General features: G+C 68.6%; 21 protein-coding genes, 1 tRNA gene and 5 pseudogenes. 12 read left to right on the top strand and 15 right to left on the bottom strand.

The genetic code is table 11. The features are described from left to right. Positions 1-16: 16 nt before the first annotated feature. A complete protein-coding gene (locus SLUN_RS33135; RefSeq protein WP_108153612.1) occupies positions 17-244 on the top strand; it encodes a hypothetical protein in 228 nt (75 codons plus the stop codon). A 174-nt stretch (positions 245-418) separates the two neighbouring features. Here the strand turns inward: SLUN_RS33135 and SLUN_RS33130 are convergent, their stop codons facing one another. Both SLUN_RS33130 and SLUN_RS33125 read right to left on the bottom strand, forming a co-directional pair. Then, complete coding sequence (locus SLUN_RS33130) at positions 419-631, bottom strand: DUF397 domain-containing protein (RefSeq protein WP_108153611.1); 213 nt, start codon at positions 629-631, stop codon at positions 419-421. Beyond that, a complete protein-coding gene (locus SLUN_RS33125) occupies positions 628-1,491 on the bottom strand; it encodes a helix-turn-helix domain-containing protein (RefSeq protein WP_175314461.1) in 864 nt (287 codons plus the stop codon). Before SLUN_RS33125 ends, SLUN_RS33130 begins: the two co-directional genes overlap by 4 nt. A 244-nt stretch (positions 1,492-1,735) precedes the next feature. Here SLUN_RS33125 and SLUN_RS33120 point away from each other — a divergent pair. From SLUN_RS33120 to SLUN_RS41715, 3 genes and pseudogenes are all read left to right on the top strand, one after another. Then, a pseudogene (locus tag SLUN_RS33120) lies at positions 1,736-1,933 on the top strand (ATP-binding protein); the annotation flags it as partial. A 465-nt stretch (positions 1,934-2,398) separates the two neighbouring features. Further along, positions 2,399-2,761: an STAS domain-containing protein gene (locus SLUN_RS33115; RefSeq protein ID WP_108146608.1), complete on the top strand. Its 363-nt coding sequence runs from the start codon at positions 2,399-2,401 to the stop codon at positions 2,759-2,761. A gap of 275 nt (positions 2,762-3,036) precedes the next feature. Continuing rightward, a pseudogene (locus SLUN_RS41715) lies at positions 3,037-3,225 on the top strand (ATP-binding protein); the annotation flags it as partial. Positions 3,226-3,229: 4 nt separating this feature from the next. On the opposite strand, the gene SLUN_RS33105 reads toward SLUN_RS41715, so the two are convergent. From SLUN_RS33105 to SLUN_RS33090, 4 genes are all read right to left on the bottom strand, one after another. Further along, complete coding sequence (locus SLUN_RS33105) at positions 3,230-4,087, bottom strand: SDR family NAD(P)-dependent oxidoreductase (RefSeq protein ID WP_108153609.1); 858 nt, start codon at positions 4,085-4,087, stop codon at positions 3,230-3,232. Between the two features lie 35 nt (positions 4,088-4,122). Next, positions 4,123-5,508, bottom strand: coding sequence for a hypothetical protein (locus tag SLUN_RS33100; protein WP_257153840.1), 1,386 nt, complete (start codon positions 5,506-5,508; stop codon positions 4,123-4,125). A 126-nt stretch (positions 5,509-5,634) separates the two neighbouring features. Then, positions 5,635-6,279: a nucleoside/nucleotide kinase family protein gene (locus SLUN_RS33095; RefSeq protein ID WP_108153608.1), complete on the bottom strand. Its 645-nt coding sequence runs from the start codon at positions 6,277-6,279 to the stop codon at positions 5,635-5,637. Then, positions 6,276-6,878, bottom strand: a complete 603-nt coding sequence (locus tag SLUN_RS33090) for a P-loop nucleotide/nucleoside kinase family protein (RefSeq protein ID WP_108153607.1) — start codon at positions 6,876-6,878, stop codon at positions 6,276-6,278. Before SLUN_RS33090 ends, SLUN_RS33095 begins: the two co-directional genes overlap by 4 nt. Before the next feature lie 187 nt (positions 6,879-7,065). On the opposite strand from SLUN_RS33090, the pseudogene SLUN_RS33085 reads away from it, so the two are divergent. Beyond that, a pseudogene (locus SLUN_RS33085) lies at positions 7,066-7,444 on the top strand (3'-5' exonuclease); the annotation flags it as partial. A 388-nt stretch (positions 7,445-7,832) separates the two neighbouring features. Then, complete coding sequence (locus SLUN_RS33080) at positions 7,833-8,186, top strand: DUF805 domain-containing protein (protein WP_108153606.1); 354 nt, start codon at positions 7,833-7,835, stop codon at positions 8,184-8,186. 262 nt (positions 8,187-8,448) lie between these two features. Here the strand turns inward: SLUN_RS33080 and map are convergent, their stop codons facing one another. Next, positions 8,449-9,216 (bottom strand): type I methionyl aminopeptidase, encoded by a 768-nt coding sequence (gene map, locus SLUN_RS33075; RefSeq protein ID WP_108153605.1) that lies wholly within the window; start codon positions 9,214-9,216, stop codon positions 8,449-8,451. 62 nt (positions 9,217-9,278) lie between these two features. Between map and SLUN_RS33070 the strand changes: the two are divergent. Further along, a pseudogene (locus tag SLUN_RS33070) lies at positions 9,279-9,440 on the top strand (helix-turn-helix domain-containing protein); the annotation flags it as partial. A gap of 215 nt (positions 9,441-9,655) precedes the next feature. Here SLUN_RS33070 and SLUN_RS33065 read toward each other — a convergent pair. Then, positions 9,656-9,743 (bottom strand) — tRNA-Leu (locus SLUN_RS33065). 193 nt (positions 9,744-9,936) lie between these two features. Here SLUN_RS33065 and SLUN_RS33060 point away from each other — a divergent pair. Then, entirely contained in the window at positions 9,937-11,241 is a 1,305-nt protein-coding gene (locus SLUN_RS33060) for a DUF2254 domain-containing protein (RefSeq protein ID WP_108153604.1), read from the top strand. 51 nt (positions 11,242-11,292) lie between these two features. Here SLUN_RS33060 and SLUN_RS33055 read toward each other — a convergent pair whose 3' ends face one another. From SLUN_RS33055 to sucC, 3 genes are all read right to left on the bottom strand, one after another. Next, positions 11,293-12,852 carry an aldehyde dehydrogenase family protein gene (locus SLUN_RS33055; protein ID WP_108153603.1) on the bottom strand — a complete coding sequence of 520 codons (1,560 nt, stop codon included), beginning with the start codon at positions 12,850-12,852 and terminating at the stop codon, positions 11,293-11,295. Positions 12,853-12,922: 70 nt separating this feature from the next. Beyond that, positions 12,923-13,825, bottom strand: a complete 903-nt coding sequence (gene sucD / locus SLUN_RS33050) for a succinate--CoA ligase subunit alpha (RefSeq protein WP_108153602.1) — start codon at positions 13,823-13,825, stop codon at positions 12,923-12,925. A gap of 14 nt (positions 13,826-13,839) precedes the next feature. Next, positions 13,840-14,988, bottom strand: coding sequence for an ADP-forming succinate--CoA ligase subunit beta (gene sucC / locus SLUN_RS33045; RefSeq protein WP_108153601.1), 1,149 nt, complete (start codon positions 14,986-14,988; stop codon positions 13,840-13,842). Positions 14,989-15,148: 160 nt separating this feature from the next. Here sucC and SLUN_RS33040 point away from each other — a divergent pair, with 160 nt between their 5' ends. The 4 genes from SLUN_RS33040 to SLUN_RS33025 all read left to right on the top strand — a co-directional run bounded on the left by SLUN_RS33040 (position 15,149) and on the right by SLUN_RS33025 (position 21,732). Then, positions 15,149-16,843, top strand: a complete 1,695-nt coding sequence (locus SLUN_RS33040) for a thiamine pyrophosphate-binding protein (RefSeq protein ID WP_108153600.1) — start codon at positions 15,149-15,151, stop codon at positions 16,841-16,843. A gap of 12 nt (positions 16,844-16,855) precedes the next feature. Next, positions 16,856-18,085 (top strand): formyl-CoA transferase, encoded by a 1,230-nt coding sequence (gene frc, locus SLUN_RS33035; RefSeq protein WP_108153599.1) that lies wholly within the window; start codon positions 16,856-16,858, stop codon positions 18,083-18,085. After that, complete coding sequence (locus SLUN_RS33030) at positions 18,085-20,229, top strand: acetate--CoA ligase family protein (protein ID WP_108153598.1); 2,145 nt, start codon at positions 18,085-18,087, stop codon at positions 20,227-20,229. Before frc ends, SLUN_RS33030 begins: the two co-directional genes overlap by 1 nt. A gap of 114 nt (positions 20,230-20,343) precedes the next feature. Beyond that, entirely contained in the window at positions 20,344-21,732 is a 1,389-nt protein-coding gene (locus tag SLUN_RS33025; RefSeq protein WP_108153597.1) for an OFA family MFS transporter, read from the top strand. Between the two features lie 84 nt (positions 21,733-21,816). On the opposite strand, the gene SLUN_RS33020 is transcribed toward SLUN_RS33025, so the two are convergent. The 4 genes and pseudogenes from SLUN_RS33020 to eboE all read right to left on the bottom strand — a co-directional run bounded on the left by SLUN_RS33020 (position 21,817) and on the right by eboE (position 26,255). Next, positions 21,817-22,479 (bottom strand): HAD family acid phosphatase, encoded by a 663-nt coding sequence (locus tag SLUN_RS33020; RefSeq protein ID WP_108153596.1) that lies wholly within the window; start codon positions 22,477-22,479, stop codon positions 21,817-21,819. Between the two features lie 144 nt (positions 22,480-22,623). Continuing rightward, positions 22,624-23,679, bottom strand: coding sequence for a sugar phosphate isomerase/epimerase family protein (locus SLUN_RS33015; RefSeq protein ID WP_108153595.1), 1,056 nt, complete (start codon positions 23,677-23,679; stop codon positions 22,624-22,626). Between the two features lie 33 nt (positions 23,680-23,712). After that, on the bottom strand, positions 23,713-25,101 hold the full coding sequence (locus SLUN_RS33010; protein WP_108153594.1) for an alkaline phosphatase family protein: 1,389 nt from the start codon (positions 25,099-25,101) through the stop codon (positions 23,713-23,715). After that, positions 25,098-26,255, bottom strand: a pseudogene (eboE, locus tag SLUN_RS33005) (metabolite traffic protein EboE). Before eboE ends, SLUN_RS33010 begins: the two are co-directional and overlap by 4 nt. Positions 26,256-26,264 lie beyond the last annotated feature (9 nt).

Below are 26,264 nucleotides of genomic sequence, written 5' to 3'. Positions count from 1 at the left end.
GACAAGGAGCAGTCCAATGCGTCGCAGTAGCTTGAGCCGATGGGGAACCGCCGCCGCCCTGCTTGCCGCTGTCGTGGCGGTGGCCGCGTGGCGCACCGCCGCGGCCGACCCGGCCCGGGGGCCGCAGCCGGACTCCGGGACCACCAGCAGCGATGAGCGGCAGAGCCCCGACGAGGTGCGGGACTACTGGACGCCGCAGCGGATGAAGGAGGCTCGGCCCGCGCCCATGCCGGAAGACGACTGAGGACGGCGAGCCGGACCGCGGCACGCCCGGTCAGAACGCAGAAGAGACCCCACTTGAAGTGGGGTCTCTTCTGGCGTGGTCACCGGCGACGCACGGCGGCGGGTGGGGTCCAGACGCACGTCGTGGGACCTGCCGCAGGTGGTACGCGGCGAGTCCGACGTGGCTGCGTACGGCTCAGGCCGACCGGTCGGCGGCCATCCCGACGAACCCGGCCCAGGTATGGGGGGAGACGGTCAGGACCGGTCCGGAGGGGACCTTCGAGTCCCGGATGTGTACGGCTCGGGTGGCATTGGCCACCTCCACACACTCACCGCCTTCAGCACCGCTGTAACTGCTCTTGAACCAGGCGAGTTCCTGTGCGGCTACCGAGGCTTCCGTGGTGTTCATACCTCTCCCAGCAACTTCTCGATGAATCCCAGGGACTCTCGTGGAGTGAGAGCCTGAGACCGGATGATCCCATAACGCGCAGCCACTGAGCGGACTTCTTCTCGCTCGGACAGCAGGATGCTGCGCCCTTGGACCTCCAGGTACGCGACCTGTTCGCTGCCCTTCCGCGTGATCAGCGTGAACGGGCCGTCCACCCCCGCATTGTCCTCCCGGTCGGTCGGCATGACCTGGATCTCCACATTGCGCTTCTGTCCGATCAGGAGAGCGTGTTCGAGCACTCCCCTCAGGACAGGCTTGCCGCCGAACGGCCTTCTCAGTACATGCTCCTCGATCACGAAGCTGATCAAGGGCGCTGGCCAGCGGCTGAAGATCTCCTGCCGTGCACTGCGTGCGGCCACACGCATCTCGATGGTGTCCTCGTCCAACAGTGGTCGCCGCATGGCGAGTAGAGCCCTCATGTACTCCTCGGTCTGGAGAAGACCGGGGATGGCCTGAACGGCGTACAGGAACAGTTCGACCGCCTCGGTCTCCAACCTCGCCGCATCCCGGAAGAACGCCGGGTACTGCGCCCGCGCGACCTCCTCCTTCAGCGCCCGGAGCAAACCCCCCGCATCCAGCACCTCGTCCGCCCGGTCGATGAACCTCGCCGGCGGGATGCGGCGTCCCTGCTCGAAGGATGCGACCGACTGTCCCGCGTAGCCCACGCGCTTCCCGAACTCGGGCCGCTCCAGACCCGCTCTGACCCGGAGCAGCTTCAACTGCCTCCCGAACGCGGTCACCACGCCCGATCCGGGTTCGTCCTCCGGCCGGGGCCCGGCGTCATCCCGTACGCCCTGATCGCCCGGCGCGCGCTGTTCCATTGGTTCCGAAGAGTCCATCGGCCCCACCCCCTCACCGGCCAAACGCCGCGCCCGGAACCCCGTCACGCAACGCGCCACGTACACACCGCACGCCGTCGCGTACAACCAAGCCCCGACGGCGCGTCACCACTGGTCACGCTACGCCACCAACGGGAGCGTTGCAGTCATGACCAGAGAGACCGTCTCCCCCACACACCTCCCCCCGCGCACCAACCAACCCGCCCGCCCCACAGACCACTTCGCCATGCGGTTCAGCTCCACCCCACGCGGTGCACGCCTCGCCCGACGCCTCGCCAGGCAGCGGCTCGACGCCTGGGGCATCCCGTACGACAGCGACGCGCACGACGTCCTCACCCTGATCGTCGCCGAGCTCGCGGCCAACGCGGTCCAGCACTGCAGGGTCCCCGGCCGCGACTTCCACCTCGCCCTCGCCCTCGCTCCGACCTCTGGCTTTGTCAGTGACAACTGGCTCCATCGGTAGGTCTGTTTTGACTCCACTTGGGGATCTCAAAGCCACGTTCTGAAGGTGAGAAGTGACTCCATCCCGCAGAGGGCCTGGTGCCGACGAGGGGCAGCTTTGTACCAGTTCTGGTAGCGGGCTTACCGCCTGGCACTGCCGCGGGGGCGCGATGTTGCGCAGGGCACGCGGCCGCCGCCTGAACGGCGGCCGTCGCCATGCCGGGGGCCGTCGCTTCCTGTCGCAACCGGGCCGGTAAAGGGCCCCGGTTCGAACATCAGGAGCCACTTCGCGGACAAGTACGGCCACGGCAGTGGGAGTCTGGGGCAGACCTGGACTTGTGATCGGTCGGATGTGCGACCCCTTCTAGGCTGCGAGGGCGGCTTTCACGCCCCGGGCTTTCTCCGCATGGCCACTGCTGGTGCCGAACGGCCGGAGGAGTTGGACCCGATGCGAACCAGATGGCCCGCCCTGTTGGAGAACTGCCGCCTGGAGTCCCCGGCCGGGGAGCTCGACCTCGCGTCGGCCCCGGCGTTCGGCGCCCTGCTGTGGGGCATGGACGCCCAGGCCGGCGCGGACTGGCTGATCGTCGATCTGAGGGCGGTGACGTTCATGGACTGCAGCCCCCTGCACGACCTGTGCGCCGCCTGGGACCGCAGCGAGGTGACCGGCCGGTGGACCCGGGTGGTCTACGACCAGGACCGCATCGGCCAGCTCCTGCGCCTGACCTCCCTGCTGGAGCGCTTCCCCCGATATGCCAGCATCGAGGACGCCTGGCGCCACCAGCCCATCGCCTCCCTGCGAGATGATTAGGCGGTGAGGTGACCGTCCGCCGGCCCACCGAGTACTTCAGCGCCAACGCGCGACTCGACAGCCCCTCAACCCGCGCATCCCGGCGGATCGCCGCGTACAACTCGACCTTGGAGACGGGCACTTATGCCCCCTTGCTACCTGGAACAGCCCAACCGCAACCCCGCCAGTGGAGTCAAAACTCACTGACACGACTTACCGCGCAGACACGGTGGAGTCAGATCCCACTGACCGCTGGCCTCAACACTCACCGACAGAGCCAGACCTCGGAAGCCGCGACCGTACGTATCGAGGTCACCGACACCCGTACCGAATGCGTCCCCGTCCTCGCAGCGCCCGCCGGCGACCGCGACGGCGGCCGCGGCCTGCTCCTGGTGGAGTGCCTGGCCACCCGCTGGGACTGGCACCCGCGCAGCGACGGACCGGGCAAAACGGTGTGGGCCGTACTGGACGTGGGAGTGTCGTAGGCGCTCATCCACTCACGTGTCCGCCCCGCTCTGCCGGGCCCGGAACCGTCCCCAGCCCCGCCTGCGGCTGGCCGCCGTCAACCGGGATGTGGGCACCGTTCACGGCTCCGGAGGCCGGTGAGAGGAGGAAGGTGATAACCCGGGCGACCTCCTCAGCGTTCAGCAGGCGCCCGCCGGGGTTGCGTTCTGCGTACGCCTCATAAGCCTCCGGGTCACGTCGGCGCAGGCGGTCCCAGCTCTTGCCCGGCAGGAGCATCGAACCAGGGCTGACGGTGTTGACCCGGACCCCGTACGGGGCGAGTTCCTGACACAGGGCACCCGCGAGGTAGATCTCCGACGCCTTGGCCGCCCCGTACTGTGCCGGGAAGCGGGGCTTCCAGCCGGAGATGGAGGCGACGATCACCACGGAGCTGCCGGGACGCAGACTGTCCAGCGCCGACCGCACGGTGCGCACCGCGTGGCCGCCGTTCAGCTCCCAGGTCGCCTGCCAGTCCTCGCGGGTCGAGTCGAGGAGCCCGCCACCCCGCTTGCCTCCGATGTTGGCGACCAGGCCGTCGAGGCCGCCGAGTGCGCTCCCGGCCTGCCGGGTGAAGTCCTCCAGTTCATCCGGCGCCAGGGCGTCCACGGATCCCGTCACGACCTGGGCGTCGAAGTCCTTGCGCAGCTCGGAGGAGGCCCGTACAAGGGTGTCGGGGTCGCGGCCACAGATCGCGAGAGACGCTCCCTCGGCGGCGAGCAGTCGGGCGGCCGCATAGCCCAGTCCCCTGCTGCCACCGGTCACCAGGAACGATTTGCCACGCAGTCCGTACGTGACATCCGGCGCTGTCGCCGCGCTCTCCTCGGCCTCTTCACGCTGGTCCATGGACGTCACTCTGTCATCCGGTCGTTCGCCGGCAGTCAACGCACCAGCTTGCGGATGACGATGCCCACAATGAGGGTGGTGAACAGCATTCCCGCCGCTGTGAACGAGACCGCAAGCGCTGACCATTCGGCTGTCTTGAGCTCGGACGGCATGCCGGTACCGACGTTCAGCCACAGGGCGAGGGCCAGAACGAAGCTCTTACCGGCGACGGTCAGGTCCGTAAGATCTCGTCCTGGTTCGCGCACCGCCCCCGCCAGATGGAGCATCACGCCCGTCAGCACGACCCCCACCGCCAGCACACGCGCCGGGTTGCGTGCGCGCACTCCCCAGCCGAGGACCCCGCCGAGGATGCCCAGTCCGATGGTGCGCCGCAGCGGCGGCAGGGCTGCTGCCTCGCGCTGTCGCGCAAGGTAGTAGAGCTCGTCGACTTCGCGGTTCCGGTTCCTCCTGGCCAGCGCCGACCGCACGGACTCCAAAGCAGCAGCGGTCACTTCGGTGAAGGAGCGCTCCAGGAAGGAAAGGATTTGGGTGCCGTTGCGGAAGACCTCGCCGGCCAGATCCATGTCACCGACGCTGGAGGAGCTGTCGAGGCTGTAGCGGGAGCTGCCGGACGGAAGTCCGAGGGTGCCCGTGACCGAGGAGCCGTGCAGGCTGATCACAGACGATGCCTCGGACGACGAAATGAGGGACATGACCGTTGTGTTGTGAAGGGCAAGGCGAGCGGTCGCATCAGTCCGATTGCTGTCCGAGCTGCCACAGAGCCCGAGGTTGCGTACCTCCACGGGACCTCTGACGGTGCTGTTGCTGATCGTGCTGTCCTCTGCGGGAATGACCAGCCCGTTCACGCGTACCGTCTCGCTGCAGCGGAGCTCGTTCGCCCGCAGCGGCTCGTCGAGTCGCACACGCTGCAAGGTGAGCTCGGGCGTCTCGACGTCGTCGATCTCGATTGCGGACAGCCAGAGATCGTCGAACGTGATGTCCTCACGGGCCCGCAGTCCTCGCACGACCACACGAGGCCGGCCGAGGCGGCCGCCCGTGGCCTGACTGCGGACCGCGAGCGAGGACACGCGCGTGTTGCTGATCCGGATCGACCCGCGCAGAGCGTTGATCTGTACGAGCTCCTCCACACGGAGCCGCTCCAGCCGAGTTTGCCCGCACGAGTGCAGAGCAAGAAAGTCGAGCGCGGAGTCGATGATCGTGACCTCACAGCCCATCGACGCATTGCGGATGGTCAGGCGGCCGATCCGGGAATTCACCACCAGGAGCGCGTCCGCCTCCACGTGATCGACGACCAGTTCATCGATGTGGCAGGAGCGTACGGTGAGCGCCCCGTCGATGCTCATACGGTCCAGGGAGACACGGTCGGCCGATACGGTGTCGAGCAGAAGGTCCGTCGTGACCTCGTCCTGATGCAGATGCACGCTGCGATCGCTGACGGTGCGCTGGCGACCGATTCTCGCCAGGTCCTCCAACGTCCGGACAACTCCCACCGGCATCCCCCTGCTGCTTGTGGCCGTCGATGTCGCTGTGCGTGTACTCGGATGTGCTCAGGCACGGCGCCGAGTCGCGCTCCGGCGAGCCCCGCTTTCGTCCGTGCCGAGCCCGAGAGTCGCGAACAGCTCCTCCGTACTCAAGACGTCCGGTGCCCCCTCGAGCGCGTGGGCGATCTGCTTGGCAGCCGTCTCCGGATCCGTCCGGTCCGTGCGTACCACCAGGTCGAACAGGTCCCGTACATCGGAGTCGAGAACGTCCTGTGCGGTCTCGTCCCAGGCGTTGAGCCGCTTCGGCGTATCGGTGTCGCCCCGTTCGCGGGACCGTGCCTCGCACACGTTCCTTGGAACCCAGAGGAGCACGCGCAGCCACGAGGTCGCCCGACTGCGGTCCAGCAGCGTGCGCATGTCAGTGACGTTACCGATGTGGGTGACGGGGATCAGGCCCCGCTCCTGCGGCTGCGTGAGGGAGAGGTCATCGACCGCGTAGATGTTGCCGTAACGCCGGGTCTCCACAATGATCCTGCCCTGGTGGCGCAGGTCGTCGAGTTCCTCGGCGGTGACGAACCGGTATCCGGCTGACCGGCCGCTCCCGTGCTTGAGCTTGATGACTGATTCGAAGCGTGGATCGGCGGAGCGGAGGGCTGCCGTCACGGTGTCCTTGCCGGCCGTGGGGGGTCCGTACAGAACGATCGCGCTCACGAGTCCCCCAGCAGCCGTTGCGCGACGGACTCGACCTGCTCGGCCAGCGGGCGTGAGGCTCCGATGCGGTTGTCGATGACGTGGTGAGACGTCACCGGTCGGAGGCCGAGGTCGAGGCCGTTCGTGTACGTGGGCCAGTGCGTCAGCTTCCACGTATCGCGTGAGGCATTGCGCGAGATCAGCCGGTCTCGCATCGATTCCAGGTCGCTGTCCACCCACAGAGTCTCGAAACGGGCTCCGGTCCTACGACACCGGCGTGTCACCCGAGACGTCCATTGCGCATCGGCGCTCTCGGCGAGGAACGGCGCCACGGCGACCACGGACGTTCCGCACTCAAGGTTCTCCCAGACCGCCTTCATCAGGCACTCGTACTCCAGGGGCCTGGCGTGCTCCAGGTAGGCGGGACTGTGGCGGTCGTCCGGATCCCCGCCCAATGCCAGCAACAGTCGCTCGGTCATCGGGCGGCTGATGGTGTCCTTGTCGAGCATGGCCCAACCGGTCGCCGCCGCCAGGAGCTTGCCGGCCTCCGACTTGCCCGATCCGGCATACCCGGCGACAAGCGCAAGGGTGATGGTGCTCGTGCCTAACGCAGTGGTCACGCTGTCCGCCCCCGAGACGTCTCGATACAACTGGGCCCAGCTTAAGGGCGGCTGGGGAGTATGCCGCTCACACTCCTGGCATGGTGATGGCAATCGACCCGCGCAGGCCGCGGACTCACGGGCCGCTGACGGGCTCGTAATCACTCTGGCGGACAGACATCGACATGCCCGCACCTGACCATGCATCGCCGGGGAGATCGGCGTGAGCACCCGCTTCAAGAAGACGTGCGCCAAAGCGGTCGAGCGTCTGAAGGCTGCGGGCATTCCGGTCGCGCCCGCTGCGGGCCGACGCCGCCGAGGAGGCGACCACGGTGCGGGTCGGAACCATGCACTCGTTCAAGGGCCTGGAGTTCCGGTGCGTCGCCGTCATCGACGTCAGCGTCGGGGCGCTGCCGTTCCCTCGTGCACTCACCCTGGTCGATGTGGACCGGCTGCAGCACGAGACGGACTTGATGTCCGAACGCTGTCTGCTGTTCGTCGCCTGCACACGGGCGCGGCACTTCCTGTACGTCTCATGGTCGGGCCGGCCGAGCCCGTTCCTGACGGAGGCGGGCGTCACGGCCTGAGGCACGGCGGCCCCCGGACGGGACGCCGTACATGCGCCGCGGCCGGTCGGCCGAGTACCCGTCAGGGAACAGCGATGGAGCGGAGCTCCCTGCCGCCGGCCAGAGGAACAAAACGGCACATCCTGCCCCACGAATTCGGTCTGGACGACGGTCTGATGACACCGACCCTGAAGCTCAAACGGCGGGCGATCGCGGGAACGTACGCGGCGGACATCGCCGCACTTTATAGGCCCTGAGAGGCGCCCGCGGCCCGCGGAGCCACGCGCGTAGCGACCTGCTGATCATCCGTCACAGGTAACGAATTGACCCGCTCACTTCAAGCCACTATTTTCTGCCCACCGGCTTGCTCCAAGGGGACAGGCCACATCGCTGTCCTTTGGGGGACGTTGTGAACTGGTACGTGGACGTACTCAAGAAGTACGCGGTATTCAGCGGGCGTGCGCGCCGCCAGGAATACTGGATGTTCTTCCTTTTCAACGTCGGCATCAGCATCGTGCTGGCGATCCTCGACGCGGTACTCGGCACGAGCATCCTCCAGCTCATATACGCGGTCGCCGTGTTCCTGCCGAGCCTCGGCGTCGCCGTCCGTCGTCTGCACGACACGGACCGGTCGGGCTGGTGGCTGCTCATCGGGCTGGTCCCGCTCGTGGGCTTCATCATCCTGATCGTCTTCCTCGCGAGCGAGGGCAAGGCGCACGAGAACGCGCACGGCCCGGACCCCAAGGCCGTTCCGGCCTACTGACGGTGCTGGCCGCCCGACGGGAACCGCTCCCCGTCGGCCGGTGACCACCGTCCCACTCGACTGCCCGTCAGCTCCGGCTGACGGGCAGTCGTCGTTCTGGGGCCATACGGAGTCACCCTGCGCCGATGCGCCGTCCGCTCCGCGTTCAAGGGTTGCCTGTACTGCCAACCAGGGCTCGGCACCGGTAGGAGCCGTGATCGGTGGTCGGTGCTTTCCGAGAGTGGCCGATGTGTCTGGCTGCCGGGTGGGAGCGGATTCGAGGTCAAGGCAGGGTGAGGATGCGGGGGCCGTCCTCGGTGATGGCGATGGTGTGTTCGATGTGGGCGGCTCGGCTGCCGTCGATCGTGCGCAGGGTCCATCCGTCGGGGTCGGTGCGGTAGTCGTTGCGTCCTCCGGCCATGAGCATGGGTTCGAGGGCGAGGGCGAGGCCGTGGCGCAGGGGGAAGCCGCGGCCGGGTCGTCCGTGGTTGGGGACGTGGGGGTCTTCGTGCATCTGGCGGCCGATGCCGTGGCCGCCGAAGTCGGCCGGCATGCCGCAGTCGGCCTTGCGGGCGACCGTGCTGATGGCATGGGAGATGTCGCCGATGCGATGGCCGGTGGTGGCGGCGGCGATGCCGGCGTCCAGGGCCTGCTGGGTGGCGGCGACGAGTTCGAGGTCGGCGGGGCGAGGGGTGCCGACGGTGAAGCTGATCGCGGCGTCGCCGGTCCAGCCGTCGAGTTCGGCTCCGCAGTCGATGCTCACCAGGTCGCCGTCGCGCAGACGGTAGTCGTCGGGAATGCCGTGCGCGACGGCGTCGTTCACGGACGCGCAGAGCACGGCGGGGAAGGGGATCGGGGCGAAGGAGGGCTGGTAGCCCAGGAACGGAGAACGCGCTCCGGCCTTGGTGAGAACGGTGCGGGCGGCTTCGTCGAGCTCGCGCAGGCGAACTCCCACAGCTGCCGCCGCGCGGGCAGCCGCAAGTGCGTGGGCCACGACGCGTCCGGCTTCTCGCATCGCCTCCAGTGCCGTGTCGGTCTTGATCTCCACCATGTGTCGTGACTCCCTGCCATGCGACGCTACCCAATACTTATACCGGTATTAGTATCACGGGCATGGTGAGAGTTCCTTTGAGTCCGCAAGAGCGGCAACGCGGAGAGCGCTTCGGGATCCTGCTCCGCCAGGCCCGCGGTGACCGCAGCATGGTCGACGTGGCAGCAGCCGCCGGGGTGTCCGCTGAAACCCTCCGCAAGATCGAGACCGGCCGAGCGCCGAGCGCACGCGAGTGGGCGTGAGCGAGCGAAACGAGGCACGGCCCGGGCGGCGGAGTACGGTGCCGCCGCGGCATACCCGGAATTCCGGCTGCGCCTGCCGAACGGGCGCGCAGGCCCGGGGGCGATACCGTCCGCGGAGGCTGCAGACACAGCGGCGGCGTCCAGAACCCTGGAGAGCGTGCAAACGCGAAAGACCCCTGATGAACAGGGGTCTCAGCTGGTGTCCGAGGGGGGACTTGAACCCCCACGCCCGATAAAGGGCACTAGCACCTCAAGCTAGCGCGTCTGCCATTCCGCCACCCGGACTAGGTGGTCAGCCTCGGTTTCCCGTGGCGACATGGACCACAATACCAGGGGTTTGAGGCGCCCCTCACCTGCATTTCCCGTGGTCAGTGGGGTGCGACTGGCCCGTTCGAGACGATCTCGACGACGCCGGGACGCCCTGTGCACTGCCTGTTGCTTCCCGCGTACGCACAGTTCAGGACGTACCTTCGCGTGCGTGAGTGATCGCAGCTATCGACGGCCCCGGGCGCTCTCGCCGCTGCGCGAGCATCTGCGGGACACCTTCTGGTTCGCGCCGACCGTGGGGCTGATCCTCGTCTTCGTGCTGTGGTGGGGTGCTGCGGAGCTGGACATCAAGATCGTCGCGTATCTGCAGGACGAGCAGGAGTACGAGACGGTCCGTGATCTCATCTCGTTCGCCGACGACACCAAGACGATCGTGACGACGATCAGCTCGGCGATGATGACCTTCATCGGTGTCGTCTTCAGCATCTCGCTGGTCGCCGTGCAGATGGCGAGCGGGCAGCTCACCCCGCGGGTCGTGCGGATCTTCGTGCGGAGCCGGATCAGCAAGCTCACGCTGACCGTGTTCCTGGCGACGTTCGTGTTCTCGCTGCTGGTGCTGACCTCGTACGAGAGCGAGGCCGATCCGCAGCGGGTCACCTCCGTGCCGCTGGTGCAGAGCGTGCTGACCATGGTGCTGGTCGGGCTGAGTCTGCTGCTCTTCATCGCCTATGTGTCCTCCACCCTGCGGCTCATGCAGGTCGGACCCGTCGTCGACCACATCACCAGGGAGGCCTTCGGGATGCTGGGGAGAGCGCCCATCGGTGTGCGGGATGCGGCGCCGCTCGCTCCCGAGAGTGCGTGGCTCGCGCATCAGGGGCGGGCCGGGGTGCTGCGGGATGTGAATGTCGCACGCCTGGTCCGGGCGGCCAGGCGGCAGGGTGTCGTACTGCGGCTGATCCCGCGCATCGGGGACTTCGTGGTGCCCGGGATGCCGGTGCTGGCGGTGCACGGTGAGGGGAAGCCGTCGCGGCAGGCGCTCCGGTACACGGTGTCCGTGGGGGTGGAGCGCACCTTTACCCAGGATCTCGGGTTCGGGCTGCGGCAGCTGTCGGACATCGCACTGCGCTCACTGTCGCCCGCCGTGAACGATCCGACGACGGCCGTGCAGTGCCTGGACCGGATCGTCCAGTTTCTGGCGGCCCTGATGAAGGCACCGCTCGGGACGGCGCATCACCGGGACGGCAAGGGGACGGTGCGCCTGGTGCAGGACGCTCCCGGGTGGGCCGATCTGGTGGATCTGGGGCTGGCCGAGGTGCGGCTGTTCGCGCTGGGGAATCCGCAGGTGACGCGGCGGCTGCTGGCCGGGATCGACGATCTGCTGCTGCTCGCGCCCGAGGAGAGACGGGAGCCGCTGCTCAGGCACCGCGCGCTCCTGGTTCAGGCCGTGGAGCGCACGGTGCCCGGGGCGGCCGAGCGGGAGTTCGCGCTCGAGCCCGACCGCCAGGGCATCGGTTAGGACGAAGGGCAGGGACAGGGGAAGGGAAAGGGGAAGGGGAACGAGCGGGGGCTACGCGTTGAGCTGGTAGTCGGGGAAGTTCCCCGGCAGCCGCTCTCCGGCCGGGCCGTCGGTCACGGCCCGCACCAGCAGCTCGCCGCCGACGAAGGCGCCCCGCCAGGAGGCCCCGAAGCCGCCGAAGAGCTCGTCGCGGTCACCGCGCGAGCGCGGCTTTCCGTGGCCGACCTTGAAGGCGCGGATCTGCGGGGCCAGTCGCTCGTACGTCGCCGGGTCATCGGTCGACAGGGTGGCGACGAGCGCACCGTTGGAGGCGTTCATCGCGGCGAGCAGCTCCGCCTCGGTGTCGACCAGGACGATCGTGTCGACCGGGCCGAACGGTTCCGCGTGGTGCAGCGGCGAGGACGGCGGCGGCCCCAGGAGGGTGACGGGCGGGAGGTAGGCGGAGGTGTCCTGGCCGGGCAGGAAGCGGCCTTCCTCCAGGGTGCCCCGGTGCAGTGGGACGGCCCCGCGGTCGATCGCCTCGGCGACCTGGTCGCCCAGCTCCTTGGCTTTCGCCGCGTTGATCACGGGGCCGAAGTCCAGGGCCGGCAGGGGGTCGGCCGGGTTCTCGACCGCCAGGGGGTGGCCCGTACGGATGGAGCGTACGGCGGGGAGGTAGGCCGCCAGGAAGGCGTCGAAGGAGCTGCGCTGGACCACGAAGCGCGGGTAGGCCGTGCAGCGCTGCTTGCCGTAGTCGAAGAGCTTGGGGATCACGGCGGTGAGCGAGTCCCAGTCGCTGTAGTTCCAGATCCCCCAGGTGTTCAGGCCCTCCTGCTCCAGGATGTGGCGCTTGCCGAGGTCGGCGACGGCGGTGGCGATACGTGCCCCGGTGTCGCGGCCGCCGACGAAGGAGACGCAGCCGATCTCCGGGGAGCGGACCAGGGCCTCGGAGAGCTGGCCGCCGCTGCCGCTGACCAGGGTGATCGGGATGCCCTCGCGTGCGGCGAGGGCACTGGCCAGGGTGAGGCAGGAGACGCCGCCGTCGGTCGGTGCCTTGGCGATCACCGCGTTCCCGGCCAGCGCCTGTACGAGCATGGCGTGGACCAGGACGGACATCGGGTAGTTCCAGCTGGCGATGTTGGAGACCGGGCCAGGCAGGGGCGTACGGCCTTCGAGCATGGGCTGGGCGCCGTCGACGTACCAGCGCACTCCGTCGATCGCACGGTCGACGTCGGCCTGGGCCAGCCGCCACGGCTTGCCGATCTCCCAGACCAGGAGCAGGGCGAGCAGCTCGCGGTGTTCGGTGAGGGCGTCGAGGGCGGCGGCGACGCGGGCCCTGCGCTCGGCGAGCGGGATGTGCCGCCAGGCGCGGTGCTGGTCCAGCGAGGCCCGTACCGCCTGCTGGGCGGTGTCCGCGTCCAGACGCGGCGGTCCCGCGATGGGGCTGCCGTCGACGGGGCTGGTGGCGGGCAGGGCGCGGCCGTCGGCCTGCCAGCCGGCGGCCCACAGGTTCAGTACGCGGTCGTCCCGGAAGGACTCGGGCGCGACGGCGAGGCAGCGCTGCCAGGCGTCGGCCCAGGCGGTGCCGGGCTTGAGGGTGAGGGTGGCGGGTGCGGTGAGGGTGGGTGCCATGAGGGTGGTCTCCGCTCGAAAGGGGCGGAGGGCCGGACGGGGGGCCGTGAGTGGTGGCACGCACTCGGCCTCAGTGGGCGGCGACGTCACCGGGCTGCGCGAGGCGGGCGCGGACGAGTCGCGAGGTCTCGGTGGGGGTCGCTCCGACGCGTACACCTGCCGCTTCGAGGGCCTGTTTCTTGGCGTGCGCGGTGCCGGAGGAGCCCGAGACGATGGCGCCGGCGTGGCCCATCGTCTTGCCCTCCGGAGCGGTGAAGCCTGCGATGTATCCGACGACAGGCTTGGTGATGCGTTCGGCGATGTACGCCGCGGCGCGTTCCTCGGCGTCACCTCCGATCTCCCCGATGAGCACTATGAGTTCGGTGTCCGGGTCCTGTTCGAAGGCGGCGAGGCAGTCGATGTGGGTGGTGCCGACGACCGGGTCGCCGCCGATGCCGACCGCGGACGAGAAACCTATCTCCCGCAGCTCGTACATGAGTTGATAGGTGAGCGTGCCCGATTTGGAGACGAGTCCTACGCGACCGGGCTTGGCGGCGATGTCGGCGGGGATGATGCCGGCGTTGGACTGGCCGGGGCTGATCAGGCCGGGGCAGTTGGGGCCGATGACGCGGGTGCCGCGCTGCGCGGCGTAGGCGTGGAAGACGACCGCGTCGTGCACGGGAATGCCTTCGGTGATGACGACGGCGAGTGGGATGCCGGTGTCCACGGCTTCGATGACGGCGGCCTTGGCGAACGGCGGCGGTACGAAGACGACGGTGACGTCCGCGCCGGTGGCCTCGATGGCGGCTCGCACGGAGCCGAAGACGGGGACGGCACGGTCGTCGAAGTCGATGACCTTGCCCGCCTTGCGCGGATTGACGCCGGCGACGATGTCGGTGCCGGAGGCGAGCATCCGGCGTGTGTGCTTCATGCCCTCGGAGCCGGTCATGCCCTGCACGACGACCTTGCTCTCCTTGGTGAGGAAGATGGCCATGGTTCCCGATCCCTTCAGTTGGCGAGGTCTGCGGCTCGGTTGGCGAGGTCTGCGGCCTGGCGGGCGGCGTCGTCCATCGTGGTGGCCTGCTGGACGAGGGGGTGGGCGCGGCCGTCGAGGATGGCGCGGCCGCGGCCGGCGTTGTTGCCGTCGAGCCGTACGACCAGCGGCTTGGTCAGCCGTACGGATTCCAGGGCCTGGACGATGCCGTCGGCGACGGCGTCGCATGCGGTGATCCCGCCGAAGACGTTGACGAAGACGGAGTTCACGGCCGGGTCGGAGAGGATGACGGAGAGCCCGTCGGCCATCACCTGGGCGGAGGCGCCTCCCCCGATGTCGAGGAAGTTGGCGGGACGGGCGCCGCAGCCGGCGACCACGTCGAGGGTGGACATGACCAGGCCCGCGCCGTTGCCGATGATGCCGACCTCGCCGTCGAGCTTCACGTAGTTGAGGCCCTTGGCGGCGGCCGCGGCCTCGAGCGGGTCGCCGTGGGGGTCGGCTCCCTCGTCGCCCCAACGGGCCTGGCGGAAGTGGGCGTTGTCGTCGAGGGTGACCTTGCCGTCGAGTGCGAGGATCTTGCCGCCCGTGGTGCATACGAGCGGATTGACCTCGACGAGCAGGGCGTCCTCGCGCACCAGGACCTGCCACAGGGCCTGGAGCACGGGGGCGGTTTCGGGCGGTAGGGAGGCGGCCGCCGCGATCTCGGCGGCCTTGACGGCGGTGACCCCTTCCGCCGGGTCGACGGCGATACGGGCCACGGCGTCCGGGCGGCTTGCGGCGACCTCCTCGATGTCCATGCCGCCCTCGGCGGACGCGATGGCGAGGAAGGTCCCGGCCGCGCGGTCCAGCACGTAGGAGACGTAGAACTCGGCCTCGATGTCGACGGGCTGGGCGAGCATCACCTTCCGTACGGTGTGGCCCTTGATGTCCATGCCGAGGATCTGGCGGGCGGTGATCTCGGCCGCCGCCGCGTCCGCCGCGAGTTTGACTCCGCCGGCCTTGCCCCGGCCGCCGGTCTTCACCTGGGCCTTGACGACGACGCGGCCGCCGAGCCGTTCGGCCGCCTCATGGGCTTCCCGGGCCGTGCCGGCCGTCTCGGCCTCCGGCACCGGTATGCCGTGGTCCGCGAAGAGTTCCCTTGCTTGGTGCTCGTAAAGATCCATAGCGACTCCTGCTGCATCGATTTCACGAGTGAAAGTGCCGCGCACCCCCTGGACACCATCCATCGGATGAGGGATAACAAGCTTCATACAGTATTCGTAGACTGTATGCAATGTACCAGGAGAGAGCTCCAGCACCCCTACGAAGGGACAGGACTTCGCCATGCCCGACGACCGCAGCGACACGAACCAAGCACTCATCTCAGGTGGTCACCTGGTCGCCAAGGCGCTCAAAGCAGAGGGCGTAGAGGTCATCTACACCCTCTGCGGCGGCCACATCATCGACATCTACGACGGCTGCGTCGACGAAGGCATCGAAGTCGTCGACGTACGCCACGAGCAGGTCGCCGCCCACGCGGCCGACGGGTACGCACGCATCACGGGCAAGCCCGGATGCGCGGTCGTCACCGCCGGACCAGGCACGACCGACGCCGTCACCGGTGTCGCCAACGCCTTCCGGGCAGAGTCACCCATGCTGCTCATCGGCGGCCAAGGGGCCCACTCGCAGCACAAGATGGGCTCGCTGCAGGACCTGCCGCACGTCGACATGATGACCCCCATCACCAAGTTCGCCGCGACCGTGCCCGACACGGCACGCGCGGCCGACATGGTCTCGATGGCCTTCCGCGAGTGCTACCACGGCGCGCCCGGGCCCTCCTTCCTGGAGATCCCGCGCGATGTGCTCGACGCCAAAGTGCCGGTGGAGAAGGCGCGGGTGCCGCAGGCCGGGCAGTACCGGGCCTCGACGCGGAGCGCCGGCGACCCGGAGGCCGTGGAGAAGCTCGCCGACCTTCTGGTGCACGCGGAGAAGCCGGCGATCCTGCTCGGCAGCCAGGTGTGGACCACGCGTGCCACGGACGCGGCGATCGAGCTCGTACGGACGCTGAACGTGCCCGCCTATATGAACGGCGCCGGCCGCGGCACGCTGCCGCCCGGGGACCCGCACCACTTCCAGCTCTCCCGGCGGTACGCGTTCTCCAACGCGGACGTCATCGTCATCGTCGGTACGCCCTTCGACTTCCGGATGGGGTACGGGAAGCGGCTGTCGCCGAACGCGACGGTCGTGCAGATCGACCTCGACTACCGGACGGTGGGCAAGAACCGGGACATCGATCTCGGGATCGTGGGCGACCCCGGACGGATACTGAAATCTGTCAGTGAATCAGTGACAGGCCGCCTCAACGGCGGATCGGTCAAGCGCAAGGCGTGGCTCGACGAGCTCCGCGCCGCCGAGCAGATCGCCCTCGACAAGCGGCTGCCGCAGCTCCGCTCCGACGCCTCCCCCATCCACCCGTACCGCCTGGTCAGCGAGATCAACGACTTTCTCACCGAGGACTCCATCTACATCGGCGACGGCGGCGACATCGTCACCTTCTCCGGCCAGGTCGTCCAGCCCAAGTCCCCCGGCCACTGGATGGACCCCGGCCCGCTCGGCACGCTCGGCGTCGGTATCCCCTTCGTCCTCGCCGCCAAGCAGGCGCGCCCGGACAAGGAGGTCGTGGCGCTCTTCGGCGACGGCGCCTTCTCCCTGACCGGCTGGGACTTCGAGACTCTCGTCCGCTACAACCTCCCCTTCGTCGGGATCGTCGGCAACAACTCCTCGATGAACCAGATCCGTTACGGCCAGGCGCAGAAGTACGGACTGGAGCGGGAGCGGATCGGCAACACCCTCGGGGACGTGCACTACGACAAGTTCGCCCAGATGCTGGGCGGTTACGGCGAGGAAGTCCGCGATCCGGCCGACATCGCGCCGGCACTGCAGCGCGCCCGCGAGTCCGGGCTGCCCTCGCTCATCAACGTCTGGGTCGACCCCGACGCGTACGCCCCCGGAACCATGAACCAGACCATGTACAAGTAGAGGAGCCCTCTTATGACCAAGGCTCTTGAGGGCATCCGTGTCCTCGACATGACGCATGTCCAGTCCGGGCCCTCCGCCACCCAGCTGCTGGGCTGGCTCGGCGCGGACGTGGTGAAGCTGGAGGCCCCGAGCGGCGACATCACGCGCAAGCAGCTCCGCGATCTCCCCGACGTCGACTCGCTCTACTTCACGATGCTCAACTGCAACAAGCGGAGCATCACGCTCAACACCAAGTCGGAGCGCGGCAAGGAGATCCTCACCGAGCTGATCAGGCGCAGCGATGTGATGGTGGAGAACTTCGGCCCCGGGGCCGTCGACCGGATGGGTTTCACCTGGGAGAGGATCCGGGAGATCAATCCACGGATCGTGTACGCCTCGATCAAGGGCTTCGGTGAGGGCCCGTACACCAACTTCAAGGCGTACGAGGTCGTGGCGCAGGCCATGGGCGGCTCGATGTCGACGACCGGTTTCGAGGACGGGCCGCCACTGGCGACGGGCGCGCAGATCGGTGACTCCGGTACCGGTGTCCATGCCGTGGCCGGCATTCTCGCCGCGCTGTTCCAGCGTGAGAGCACCGGGCGCGGCCAGCGCGTCAACGTCGCCATGCAGCACGCCGTGCTCAATCTCTGCCGGGTCAAGCTGCGCGACCAGCAGCGGCTCGCGCACGGTCCGCTGGCCGAGTATCCGAACGAGGACTTCGGCGACGAGGTGCCGCGCAGCGGCAACGCGTCCGGTGGCGGTCAGCCCGGGTGGGCGGTCAAGTGCGCGCCCGGCGGCCCGAACGACTACGTGTACGTCATCGTCCAGCCGGTGGGCTGGCGGCCGCTGGCCGAGCTGATCGGCCGGCCGGAGCTGGCGGACGATCCCGAGTGGGCGACGCCGGAGGTACGGCTGCCGCAGCTGTCGAAGATGTTCCAGCTGATCGAGGAGTGGTCCTCGACGCTGCCCAAGCTGAGGGTGCTCGAGGAGCTGAACGCCCACAACATCCCGTGCGGACCGATTCTGTCCACCAAGGAGATCATCGAGGACGAGTCCCTGGTCGCGAACGAGATGGTCGTCGAGGTGGCGCATCCGCAGCGCGGCTCCTTCACCACGGTCGGCAGTCCGCTCAAGCTCTCGGACTCCCCGGTGGAGATGGTCACCTCGCCGCTGCTCGGCGAGCACAACGAAGAGGTGTACGTCGGTGAGCTGGGGCTCGGCGACGAGGAGCTGCGGCTGCTGAAGACGACTGGAGTGATCTGATGTCGCGTCATGACGGTGCTGCTGTACGGGAGGTGGTGGACGCGGCGCTGGCCGCGGGCCGTACCGCGCTCACCGCTCCCGAGGCCAAACGGATAGCCGATGCGTACGGCATCCCGGTGCCGGCCGAGGCGCTCGCCGAGTCCGTGGACGAGGCGGTTGCTTTCGCGGACCGGATCGGTTTCCCGGTCGTGCTGAAGATCGTCTCGCCCGACATCGTGCACAAGACGGATGCGGGCGGGGTCCGGGTCGGGCTCGCGTCGGCCGCCGAAGTGCGGGGCGCGTTCACGGCGATCGTCGCCAATGCCCGTACGTACGACACCGAGGCGCGGATCCAGGGCGTCCAGGTGCAGCAGATGGTGCCGGCGGGTACCGAGGTGATCGTCGGCGCCGTCACCGATCCGACCTTCGGGAAGGTGGTGGCCTTCGGGCTCGGCGGGGTGCTGGTGGAGGTGCTGAAGGACATCACCTTCCGGCTGGCTCCGGCCTCGGAGGCGGACGCTCTGGACATGCTGGACTCGATCCGGGCGGCGGAGATCCTGCGCGGGGTGCGGGGCGGCGCGGCCGTCGACCGGGACGCGCTGGCGGACGTGGTGGTGCGGGTCTCGGAGCTGGCCGCGGACTTCCCGGAGATCGCGGAGGTGGACCTCAATCCCGTGTTCGCATCGGCGGACGGGGTGATGGCGGCGGATGTACGGATCCTGCTGACGACCGAGGTTCCCCTCCAGCGGCGCCGCTATTCGCGCGAGGAGATCCTCACCTCGATGCGGCGGCTGATGCAGCCGCGTTCGGTGACGGTGATCGGGGCGTCCAACGAACAGGGCAAGATCGGCAATTCGGTCATGCGGAATCTGATCGACGGCGGTTTCCCGGGCGATATTCATCCGGTGAACCCCAAGGCCGATGACATTCTGGGCCTCAAGGCGTACAAGAGCGTGATGGATGTTCCGGGTGAGCCCGATGTGGCGATTTTCGCGATTCCCGCGAAGTTCGTCGCGTCCGCGCTCGAGGAGGTCGGCCGTAAGGGAATCCCGAACGCCGTCCTGATCCCGTCCGGCTTCGCCGAGACCGGTGAGCACGAGCTCCAGGCGGAGATCGTGGCGATCGCCGAGCGCCACGGCGTGCGACTGCTCGGTCCGAACATCTACGGCTACTACTCGACGTGGCAGGACCTGTGCGCCACGTTCTGCACTCCGTACGACGTCCGGGGCGGCGTTGCGCTGACCTCCCAGTCGGGCGGGATCGGGATGGCGATCCTGGGCTTTGCCCGTACGACGAAGACGGGAGTCTCCGCGATCGTCGGGCTCGGCAACAAGTCGGATCTCGACGAGGACGATCTGCTGACGTGGTTCGGCGAGGACCCCAACACCGAGTGCATCGCGATGCACTTGGAGGATCTGAAGGACGGCCGGGCGTTTGTGGACGCGGCGCGGGCCACCGTGCCGAAGAAGCCGGTCGTGGTGCTGAAGGCGGGCCGTACGAGCGCCGGCGCCAAGGCCGCGGGTTCGCACACGGGTGCGCTGGCGGGCGACGACGCGGTGTACGAGGACATCCTGAAGCAGTCCGGTGTGATCAGGGCACCCGGGCTGAACGAGATGCTTGAGTACGCACGGTCGCTGCCCGTGCTGCCCACGCCGAAGGGCGACAACGTCGTCATCATCACCGGCGCCGGCGGGTCAGGTGTGCTCCTGTCGGACGCGATCGTCGACAACGGGCTGTCCCTGATGGAGATCCCGGAGGATCTGGACGCGGCCTTCAAAGCGTTCATACCGCCCTTCGGCGCGGCCGGGAACCCGATCGACATCACGGGCGGCGAGCCGCCGTCGACGTACGAGGCGACGATCCGACTGGGTCTTAAGGATCCGCGGATCCATGCGCTGGTGCTCGGCTACTGGCACACGATCGTCACCCCGCCGATGGTCTTCGCGGAGCTCACGGCGCGGGTGGTCGAGGAGTTCCGCGAGCGGGGCATCGAGAAGCCGGTGGTGGCCTCGCTGGCGGGCGACGTCGAGGTCGAGGAGGCATGCCAGTACCTCTTCGAGCGGGGCGTCGTGGCGTATCCGTACACCACGGAGAAGCCGGTGGCGGCCCTCGGCGCGAAGTACCGCTGGGCACGCGCGGCGGGCCTGCTGGGTGGTGGTCGATGAGTTGAGCGAGGAGGGGGCGGCAGACCCGAGCTGCCGCCCCCGACCCCAACAGAACGAAAGGTATTGGACAGGGGGCGCTGGCCAGCTCTTTCGACGCAAGGGGTGCTATCCGTCATGACTACCACCGACATCTCAACACCCGTCGCCTTCAGGGAGGTGACGGACCGAAACGGCCGTGTGTACCGGCTCGGCGAGACCGATATCGACATCATGGGCCGCAAGCGCAAGTGGATGGTCATCCTGCCGTGGATTGGCATGATGGGCATCAGCTCGGCCGAGTACGCGTTCGCATCGGCCGAGGACACCCTGCACATCGCACACAGCTGGAACGACGGACACATCTTCTGGATGCTCGGTGTCTGGGTGTTCTTCCAGGCGGCGGTGGCCTTCCCCGCCGGAAAGCTCAGGGAGAGCGGCAAACTGCCCGCCCGCTGGGCGATGATGTTCGGCGCACTCGGCACACTGCTCGGATATCTGTCCCTCGCGTTCGCGCCGCATGTGATCGTCGCGTATGTCGGGTTCGGCATGTTCAGCGGTATGGGTGCCGGCATGGTCTACGCGACCTGCGTCAACATGGTCGGCAAGTGGTACCCGGAACGCAAGGGAGGCAAGACCGGCTTCGTCAACGGCGGCTTCGCCTACGGTTCGGTACCGTTCGTCTTCCTCTTCACCAGCTACATGGATCTGACGAACTTCCGCTGGGTGCTTGTCGCGGTCGGTCTCTTCCTCGCCGCGACGGTGGCCGTGGCCGGCTACTTCTTCCGGGACCCGCCGAAGAACTGGTGGCCCGCCGAGGTCGACCCTCTGCGGCCGCCGGACGACCCGCGCGCCCGTCGCGCACTGGCGATGAACCCGCCTGCCGTGAAGCAGTACACCCCGGGCGAGGCCTGGCGGACCGGGCGGGTCGCGCTGATGTGGTTCTGCCTGCTGTGCACCTCGGGCGTGAACATCTTCGGCATCGCCTTCCAGGTCGACATAGGCGAAGAGGCCGGCTTCGCCGGCGGAATCGTCGCAACGGCCATGTCGATGAAGGCCATCGTCAACGGCACCGGGCGCGGTGTGATCGGCTGGCTGTCGGACCGTTACGGGCGCAAGCGGTGCCTGATCTTCGTCTGCATCGTCCTCGGCCTTTCGCAGTACGCCATCCTGTGGTCCGCCGACATGAAGAACCTCCCACTGTTCCTGCTCTTCTCCAGCATCTCCGGATTCGGCGGAGGCGCCATCTTCCCGATGTTCGCGGCGATGACGGCGGACTACTTCGGCGAGAACAACAACGCATCCAACTACGGGCTGGTCTACAGCTCCAAGCTGGTGTCCGGCCTGCTGGGAGCCGGCATGGGAAAGGTCGTGGTGGACAACTGGGGTCACAGCGGGGCATTCACTCTGGCCGGCTCGATCTCGCTGTTCGCCGCATGCATCGCACTGTTCCTGACCCCACCGGGTCGGCCGAAATCCAAGAGTCTGACGGCCAACCCGATGCCGGTCAGCCGGGATTCGGACTGAGCCGATCACGCACGACGAAGGGGGCCGCCACGACCGGACCAGCCGGTCGCGGCGGCCCCTCGGCCGCTGTGCGCGAAGGAGAACCTACGAGAGGTCGCCGTCGTAGTCGGGCAGCTTGAACGTCTTCTCGGCGTGACCGCCCACCAGGTCGCTGGTGTTGTTGCCGATGTTGGCGATGATCGTGTAGCCCTTGGCCTCGATCTCGGCGCGCTTGCCGGTCTTGTACTTGCTGACCTCATGGAAGAGGTCGGGCAGGTCGCGTACGTACAGACCGTCGACCGGGTAGCCGACCTTCCTCAGGTTGTACTCGGTCAGGGAGTAGATGATGCCCGGACGGGCGGTGACGAAGAAGATGTCCACGCCGCGGGACTCCGCGAAGCGAGTGAGGTCGAGCACCGGCTTCACCGCCGGGGTCGGCAGCTCCCAGAAGTAGTGGAAGTCCGTCTCCAGCGACGTGTTGTCGATGTCGAGGACGATGGCCTGCTTCTTGCCACCGGTGTTCGCGGTGCGCTGCTCGATGTAGGGGCGGGCGACATCGATGACGGCCGCGACATCGCGCTGCCAGGTCTCGTAGTCGACATCGGCAAGCAGCGCGGAACCGCTCGACTGCTGAGCGGTGGTACCGGTCTCGGCCGACGGCCGGTCCGACGCGGCCGGGTCCGCCGCGGTTGCCACCGGGGTGGCCACGGTGAACGCCAGCGCGGCGACGGACGCCACCGACCGGATTCTCCACTTGCCTGCATGCATGGGGGGTTCTCCTGGGTCTCGGGACAGCTCAGGGAAAAGCCCTCCGTCCCGTACGTACGGAGGGCCTTTGGCATGCTCGCGTCCCATGATGGACGGAACCTTACGTTCCCCCTACTGGCCGGTAGCAGGATTCTCGACGAGCTTCTAGCAGTCCTTCTCCCTGAGCGAGTGGAGGTGGGCGCTGGACTTGCGGGCGAAGGCGAAGGACTCGACGGGGTTGTCGTGTTCGGCCTGCCAGTGGTGGTCGCGGTAGCCGCCGGGGGTCCTGTTGACCGCTGAGATGAAGCGCTTGTAGTCGATGTCCCCGTCCCCGACGTCCGTCATGCGGTAGCCGTCGCGGGCGGCCTCGTCGTGGACGCCGTCCTTGACGTGGAACAGCGGATAGCGGTGGGGCTGCTTGAGTACGTAGCGCAGCGGATCGAAGGGCGCGGGGGTGCCGTCGACGCGCTTGGAGAAGCGGAACTGGCCGGCGTACGCCCAGTAGATGTCCATCTCCAGATAGACCAGGTCGGGGTCGGTCTCGGCGAGCAGGACCTCGTAGAGGCGGACGTCGGGCTTGTCGGTGGCGAAGGAGAACTCCTCGGCGTGGTTGTGCTGGTAGAACTTCATGCCGCGCTTCCGCGCCGCCGCTCCGTAGGTGTTGAAGTCCTCCGCGGCCCGCTTCCAGCCGTCGACGGTTGCCCCGTAGCGCCAGGGGCCGGACGCGGTGCCGATGTGCTTGAGCCCGAGGGCCTGGGCGTCGTCGAGCACCTTCTGCAGGTTCTGCGCGAAGCTGTACGCGCCCGGGTTGTTGTCGTCGTAGTAGTTGACGTGACTGCCGATGGCGTTCAGGCCGTGGTCCCGGGCCAGCCGCTTGAGCTGGGCGAGCGTGATGGGGCCCGCGGAGCCCTGGGTGTAGCCGGCGAACTCGATCTCGTCGTAGCCGTACTTCGCGAGTTCCGCGAACACGGGCGCGAAGCCGAGGGTGGAGACCTTGTCGCGCAGGGAGTAGAGCTGGGTGCCGAGGCGGCCGGGGGGCAGTACGGGGCGGCCACGGCCGTTGCTCTGGGCGGCCGCAGTGGGGGCGGCGGAGGCGGGAGCGGCCGCGGCCAGCAGCGCGGCGGCGGTGGCGCCGGCTGCGACGCCGAGCATGCCTCGTCTGCTGAGCCTGTGGGCGAGTTCGGGGTCGCTGTTCTTGCTGGTGCGGCTCGTGCGGCTCATGTGGATAACTCCTCGTTGTCAGTGGCGTCTGCTTCAGTGGAGACCAGCGAGTTGAAGCAGCAGGGACTTCACATCGGTGGCCGCGACGCGGCCGCCTACAGCGCGGGGGGTGGAGCAGATGATGAGCGGACCTTCGTCGTCGCTCGCGGGGAGGCGGCCGTGGCTGCCGCGAATAGGTGAGGGGTCCAGGGGGACGACCGCCAGCCGGTAGCGCATGCCGAGCTTCTTGCGGGCGATCGCCTTGGCCGCCTTCAGGCGTACGTACGGGTCGAGCGGGTCCATGAACAGCTCGACGGGGTCGTAGCCGGGTTTGCGGTGGATCTCGACGAGCTGGGCGAAGTCGGGGGCGTGGGCGTCGTCGAGCCAGTAGTAGTACGTGAACCACGCGTCGGGCTCCGCGACGGCGACGAGTTCGCCGGAGCGGGGGTGGTCGAGTCCGTGGGCCTTCTTGCCCTCGTCGTCGAGGAGTTGATCGACGCCGGGGAGGTCCCTGAGGGCTTCGCGGGCCGCCTCGAGGTCTTCCGGACCGCGTACGTAGACATGGGCGAGCTGGTGGTCGGCGACGGCGAAGGCGCGGGAGGCCATCGGGTCGAGGTACTCCATGCCGTCCTGGGTGTGGACTTCGAGGAGGCCGGCGCGGCGCAGGGCGCGGTTGATGTCGACGGGGCGGCTGACGCGGGTGATGCCGTACTCCGACAGGGCGACGACGGTGCGGCCTTCCTGTTTCGCGTCGTCCAGCAGCGGGGCGATGACGGCGTCGAGGTCGGCGGCCGCCCGGTAGGAGCGCGGGTCGTCGGGGCCGTAGCGCTGCAGGTCGTAGTCGAGATGCGGGAGGTAGCACAGGGTCAGGTCGGGGTGGCGGGTGCGCATGATGTGGCGGGTCGCGTCGGCGATCCACTGGCTGGAGACGACGTCGGCTCCCGGACCCCAGAAGTGGAAGAGGGGGAACGTGCCGAGTCTCTCGGTGAGTTCGTCGTGCAGGGCCGGGGGCCGGGTGTAGCAGTCGGGCTCCTTGCGGCCGTCGGCGTAGTAGACGGGCCGGGGGGTGACGGTGATGTCGGTGTCCGCGCCCATGGCGTACCACCAGCAGATGTTGGCGACGGTGTAGCCGGGGTGGGCGCGGCGGGCGGCGTCCCAGATCTTGTCGCCGGAGACAAGGCCGTTGTGCTGGCGCCAGAGCAGGACGTCGCCGAGCTCACGGAAGTACCAGCCGTTGGCGACGATGCCGTGCTCGGCGGGCAGCGCGCCGGTGAGGAAGGTGGACTGGGCGGCGCAGGTGACGGCGGGCAGCACGGTGGACAGGGGCGCCTGGGAGCCGGACCGGCCGAGCGCCTTCAGGTGGGGCATGTGGTCGAGGAGCTGGGGTGTGAGGCCGACGACGTCCAGGACCAGGAGGGGGGTGGGGTGGGTGGCGTCGGTCATGGCAGCTCCTTGAGTCCGAGGTCGACCAGCAGGTCGCGGGCGAGGGTGAGTTCGGCGGCGATCCCGTCGGCGAGCTGGGTGCGGTTGCGGGGGCGCAGCTCGGGCGGGAGGGCCTGCCAGGTGTAGGTCTCGACCTCGAGGTGGCGGGTGAGCGGTTGGGGCCGCCGACGAGGTCAGCGTGTCCTGAGGACGGAGAGGTGGAGGTGAGCGGCGGGCGGGCGGGCGCAGGGGACGTGGAAGTGGGCGCGCCAGGGGGCGCCGTCGGGGAGTGCCCGGCCGGCGACGGCTTCGTCGAGGTCGTCGGTACCGCGCAGGCCGGCGGCGGTGCGGGTGCGGGTCTGGTGGAGGAAGCGGGGTTCGGCGAAGGCGGCCAGCGCGGTGCGCACCTCGGGGAGATGGGGTTCCTCGGCGTGCAGCGCGGCGGAGAGCTGCGCCTTGGGGATGGTGACGCCTGCCGCGGCGAGTGCGGCCAGGGCCGCCTCGGGGTCTTCGAAGGAGGTGGCGAGATGGCAGGTGTCGATGCAGATGCCGATACGGGGGGTGGCGAGGGCGGTCAGGGGGCGTATCGCGTCGGCGGTCGTCTCGACGGTGCAGCCGGGCTCCGGCTCCAGACCGATGCGTATCGACTTGCCGGTGAGCTCCTCCAGTGCGTCGAGGCGCTCGGCGAGGGTGGCCAGTGCGGTGTGCGCGGCCTCGGCGGCCGTGTCGTCGAAGGGGGTGCGCCAGGCGAGCGGAAGGGTGGAGATGGTGCCCTCGGTGACGTCGTCGGGGAGGAGGGCGGCGAGGAGGCGGGCGAGGTCGGTGGTGTGGGCGAGGCGTTCGGGGTCGGTCCAGTCCGGTTTGTAGACGCGGTACTTGACCTCTTCGGCGCCGAATCCCTCGTAGGGGAAGCCGTTGAGGGTGACGACCTCGAGGCCCCGGCGGTCGAGTTCGGCGCGCAGGCCGCGCAGCGCCGCCGGGTCGGTGATCAGGGCGTGGGCCGCGTCCTTGGCGAGCCAGAGGCCGATGCCGAGACGGTCGCGGCCGAGGCGTTTGCGTACCGGCTCGCAGTGGTCGCGGAGCTGGGCGAGTACGCCGTCGAGGGTCTCGGCGGGGTGGACGTTGGTGCAGTAGGAGAGGTGGACGGTGGAGCCGTCGGGGTGGCGGAAGCGCATGTGCCGGCC

The organism is Streptomyces lunaelactis (assembly GCF_003054555.1).
GTDB lineage: Bacteria > Actinomycetota > Actinomycetes > Streptomycetales > Streptomycetaceae > Streptomyces > Streptomyces lunaelactis.
The sequence above is the reverse complement of the archived record's forward strand: the minus strand, read 5'-3'. Positions and strand labels throughout refer to the sequence as shown.

Bases quoted from the DNA above. Each gene is read 5' to 3' on its own strand.
- SLUN_RS33135 (WP_108153612.1), top strand. From the start codon at position 17: ATGCGTCGCAGTAGCTTGAGCCGATGGGGAACCGCCGCCGCCCTGCTT.
- SLUN_RS33010 (WP_108153594.1), bottom strand. From the start codon at position 25,101: ATGACCGACGCCACCCACCCCACCCCCCTCCTGGTCCTGGACGTCGTC.
- SLUN_RS33115 (WP_108146608.1), top strand. From the start codon at position 2,399: ATGCGAACCAGATGGCCCGCCCTGTTGGAGAACTGCCGCCTGGAGTCC.
- map (WP_108153605.1), bottom strand. From the start codon at position 9,216: ATGGTGGAGATCAAGACCGACACGGCACTGGAGGCGATGCGAGAAGCC.
- SLUN_RS33040 (WP_108153600.1), top strand. From the start codon at position 15,149: ATGCCCGACGACCGCAGCGACACGAACCAAGCACTCATCTCAGGTGGT.
- SLUN_RS33020 (WP_108153596.1), bottom strand. From the start codon at position 22,479: ATGCATGCAGGCAAGTGGAGAATCCGGTCGGTGGCGTCCGTCGCCGCG.
- SLUN_RS33030 (WP_108153598.1), top strand. From the start codon at position 18,085: ATGTCGCGTCATGACGGTGCTGCTGTACGGGAGGTGGTGGACGCGGCG.
- sucC (WP_108153601.1), bottom strand. From the start codon at position 14,988: ATGGATCTTTACGAGCACCAAGCAAGGGAACTCTTCGCGGACCACGGC.
- SLUN_RS33105 (WP_108153609.1), bottom strand. From the start codon at position 4,087: ATGGACCAGCGTGAAGAGGCCGAGGAGAGCGCGGCGACAGCGCCGGAT.
- frc (WP_108153599.1), top strand. From the start codon at position 16,856: ATGACCAAGGCTCTTGAGGGCATCCGTGTCCTCGACATGACGCATGTC.
- SLUN_RS33130 (WP_108153611.1), bottom strand. From the start codon at position 631: ATGAACACCACGGAAGCCTCGGTAGCCGCACAGGAACTCGCCTGGTTC.
- SLUN_RS33015 (WP_108153595.1), bottom strand. From the start codon at position 23,679: ATGAGCCGCACGAGCCGCACCAGCAAGAACAGCGACCCCGAACTCGCC.
- SLUN_RS33055 (WP_108153603.1), bottom strand. From the start codon at position 12,852: ATGGCACCCACCCTCACCGCACCCGCCACCCTCACCCTCAAGCCCGGC.
- sucD (WP_108153602.1), bottom strand. From the start codon at position 13,825: ATGGCCATCTTCCTCACCAAGGAGAGCAAGGTCGTCGTGCAGGGCATG.
- SLUN_RS33025 (WP_108153597.1), top strand. From the start codon at position 20,344: ATGACTACCACCGACATCTCAACACCCGTCGCCTTCAGGGAGGTGACG.
- SLUN_RS33125 (WP_175314461.1), bottom strand. From the start codon at position 1,491: ATGGAACAGCGCGCGCCGGGCGATCAGGGCGTACGGGATGACGCCGGG.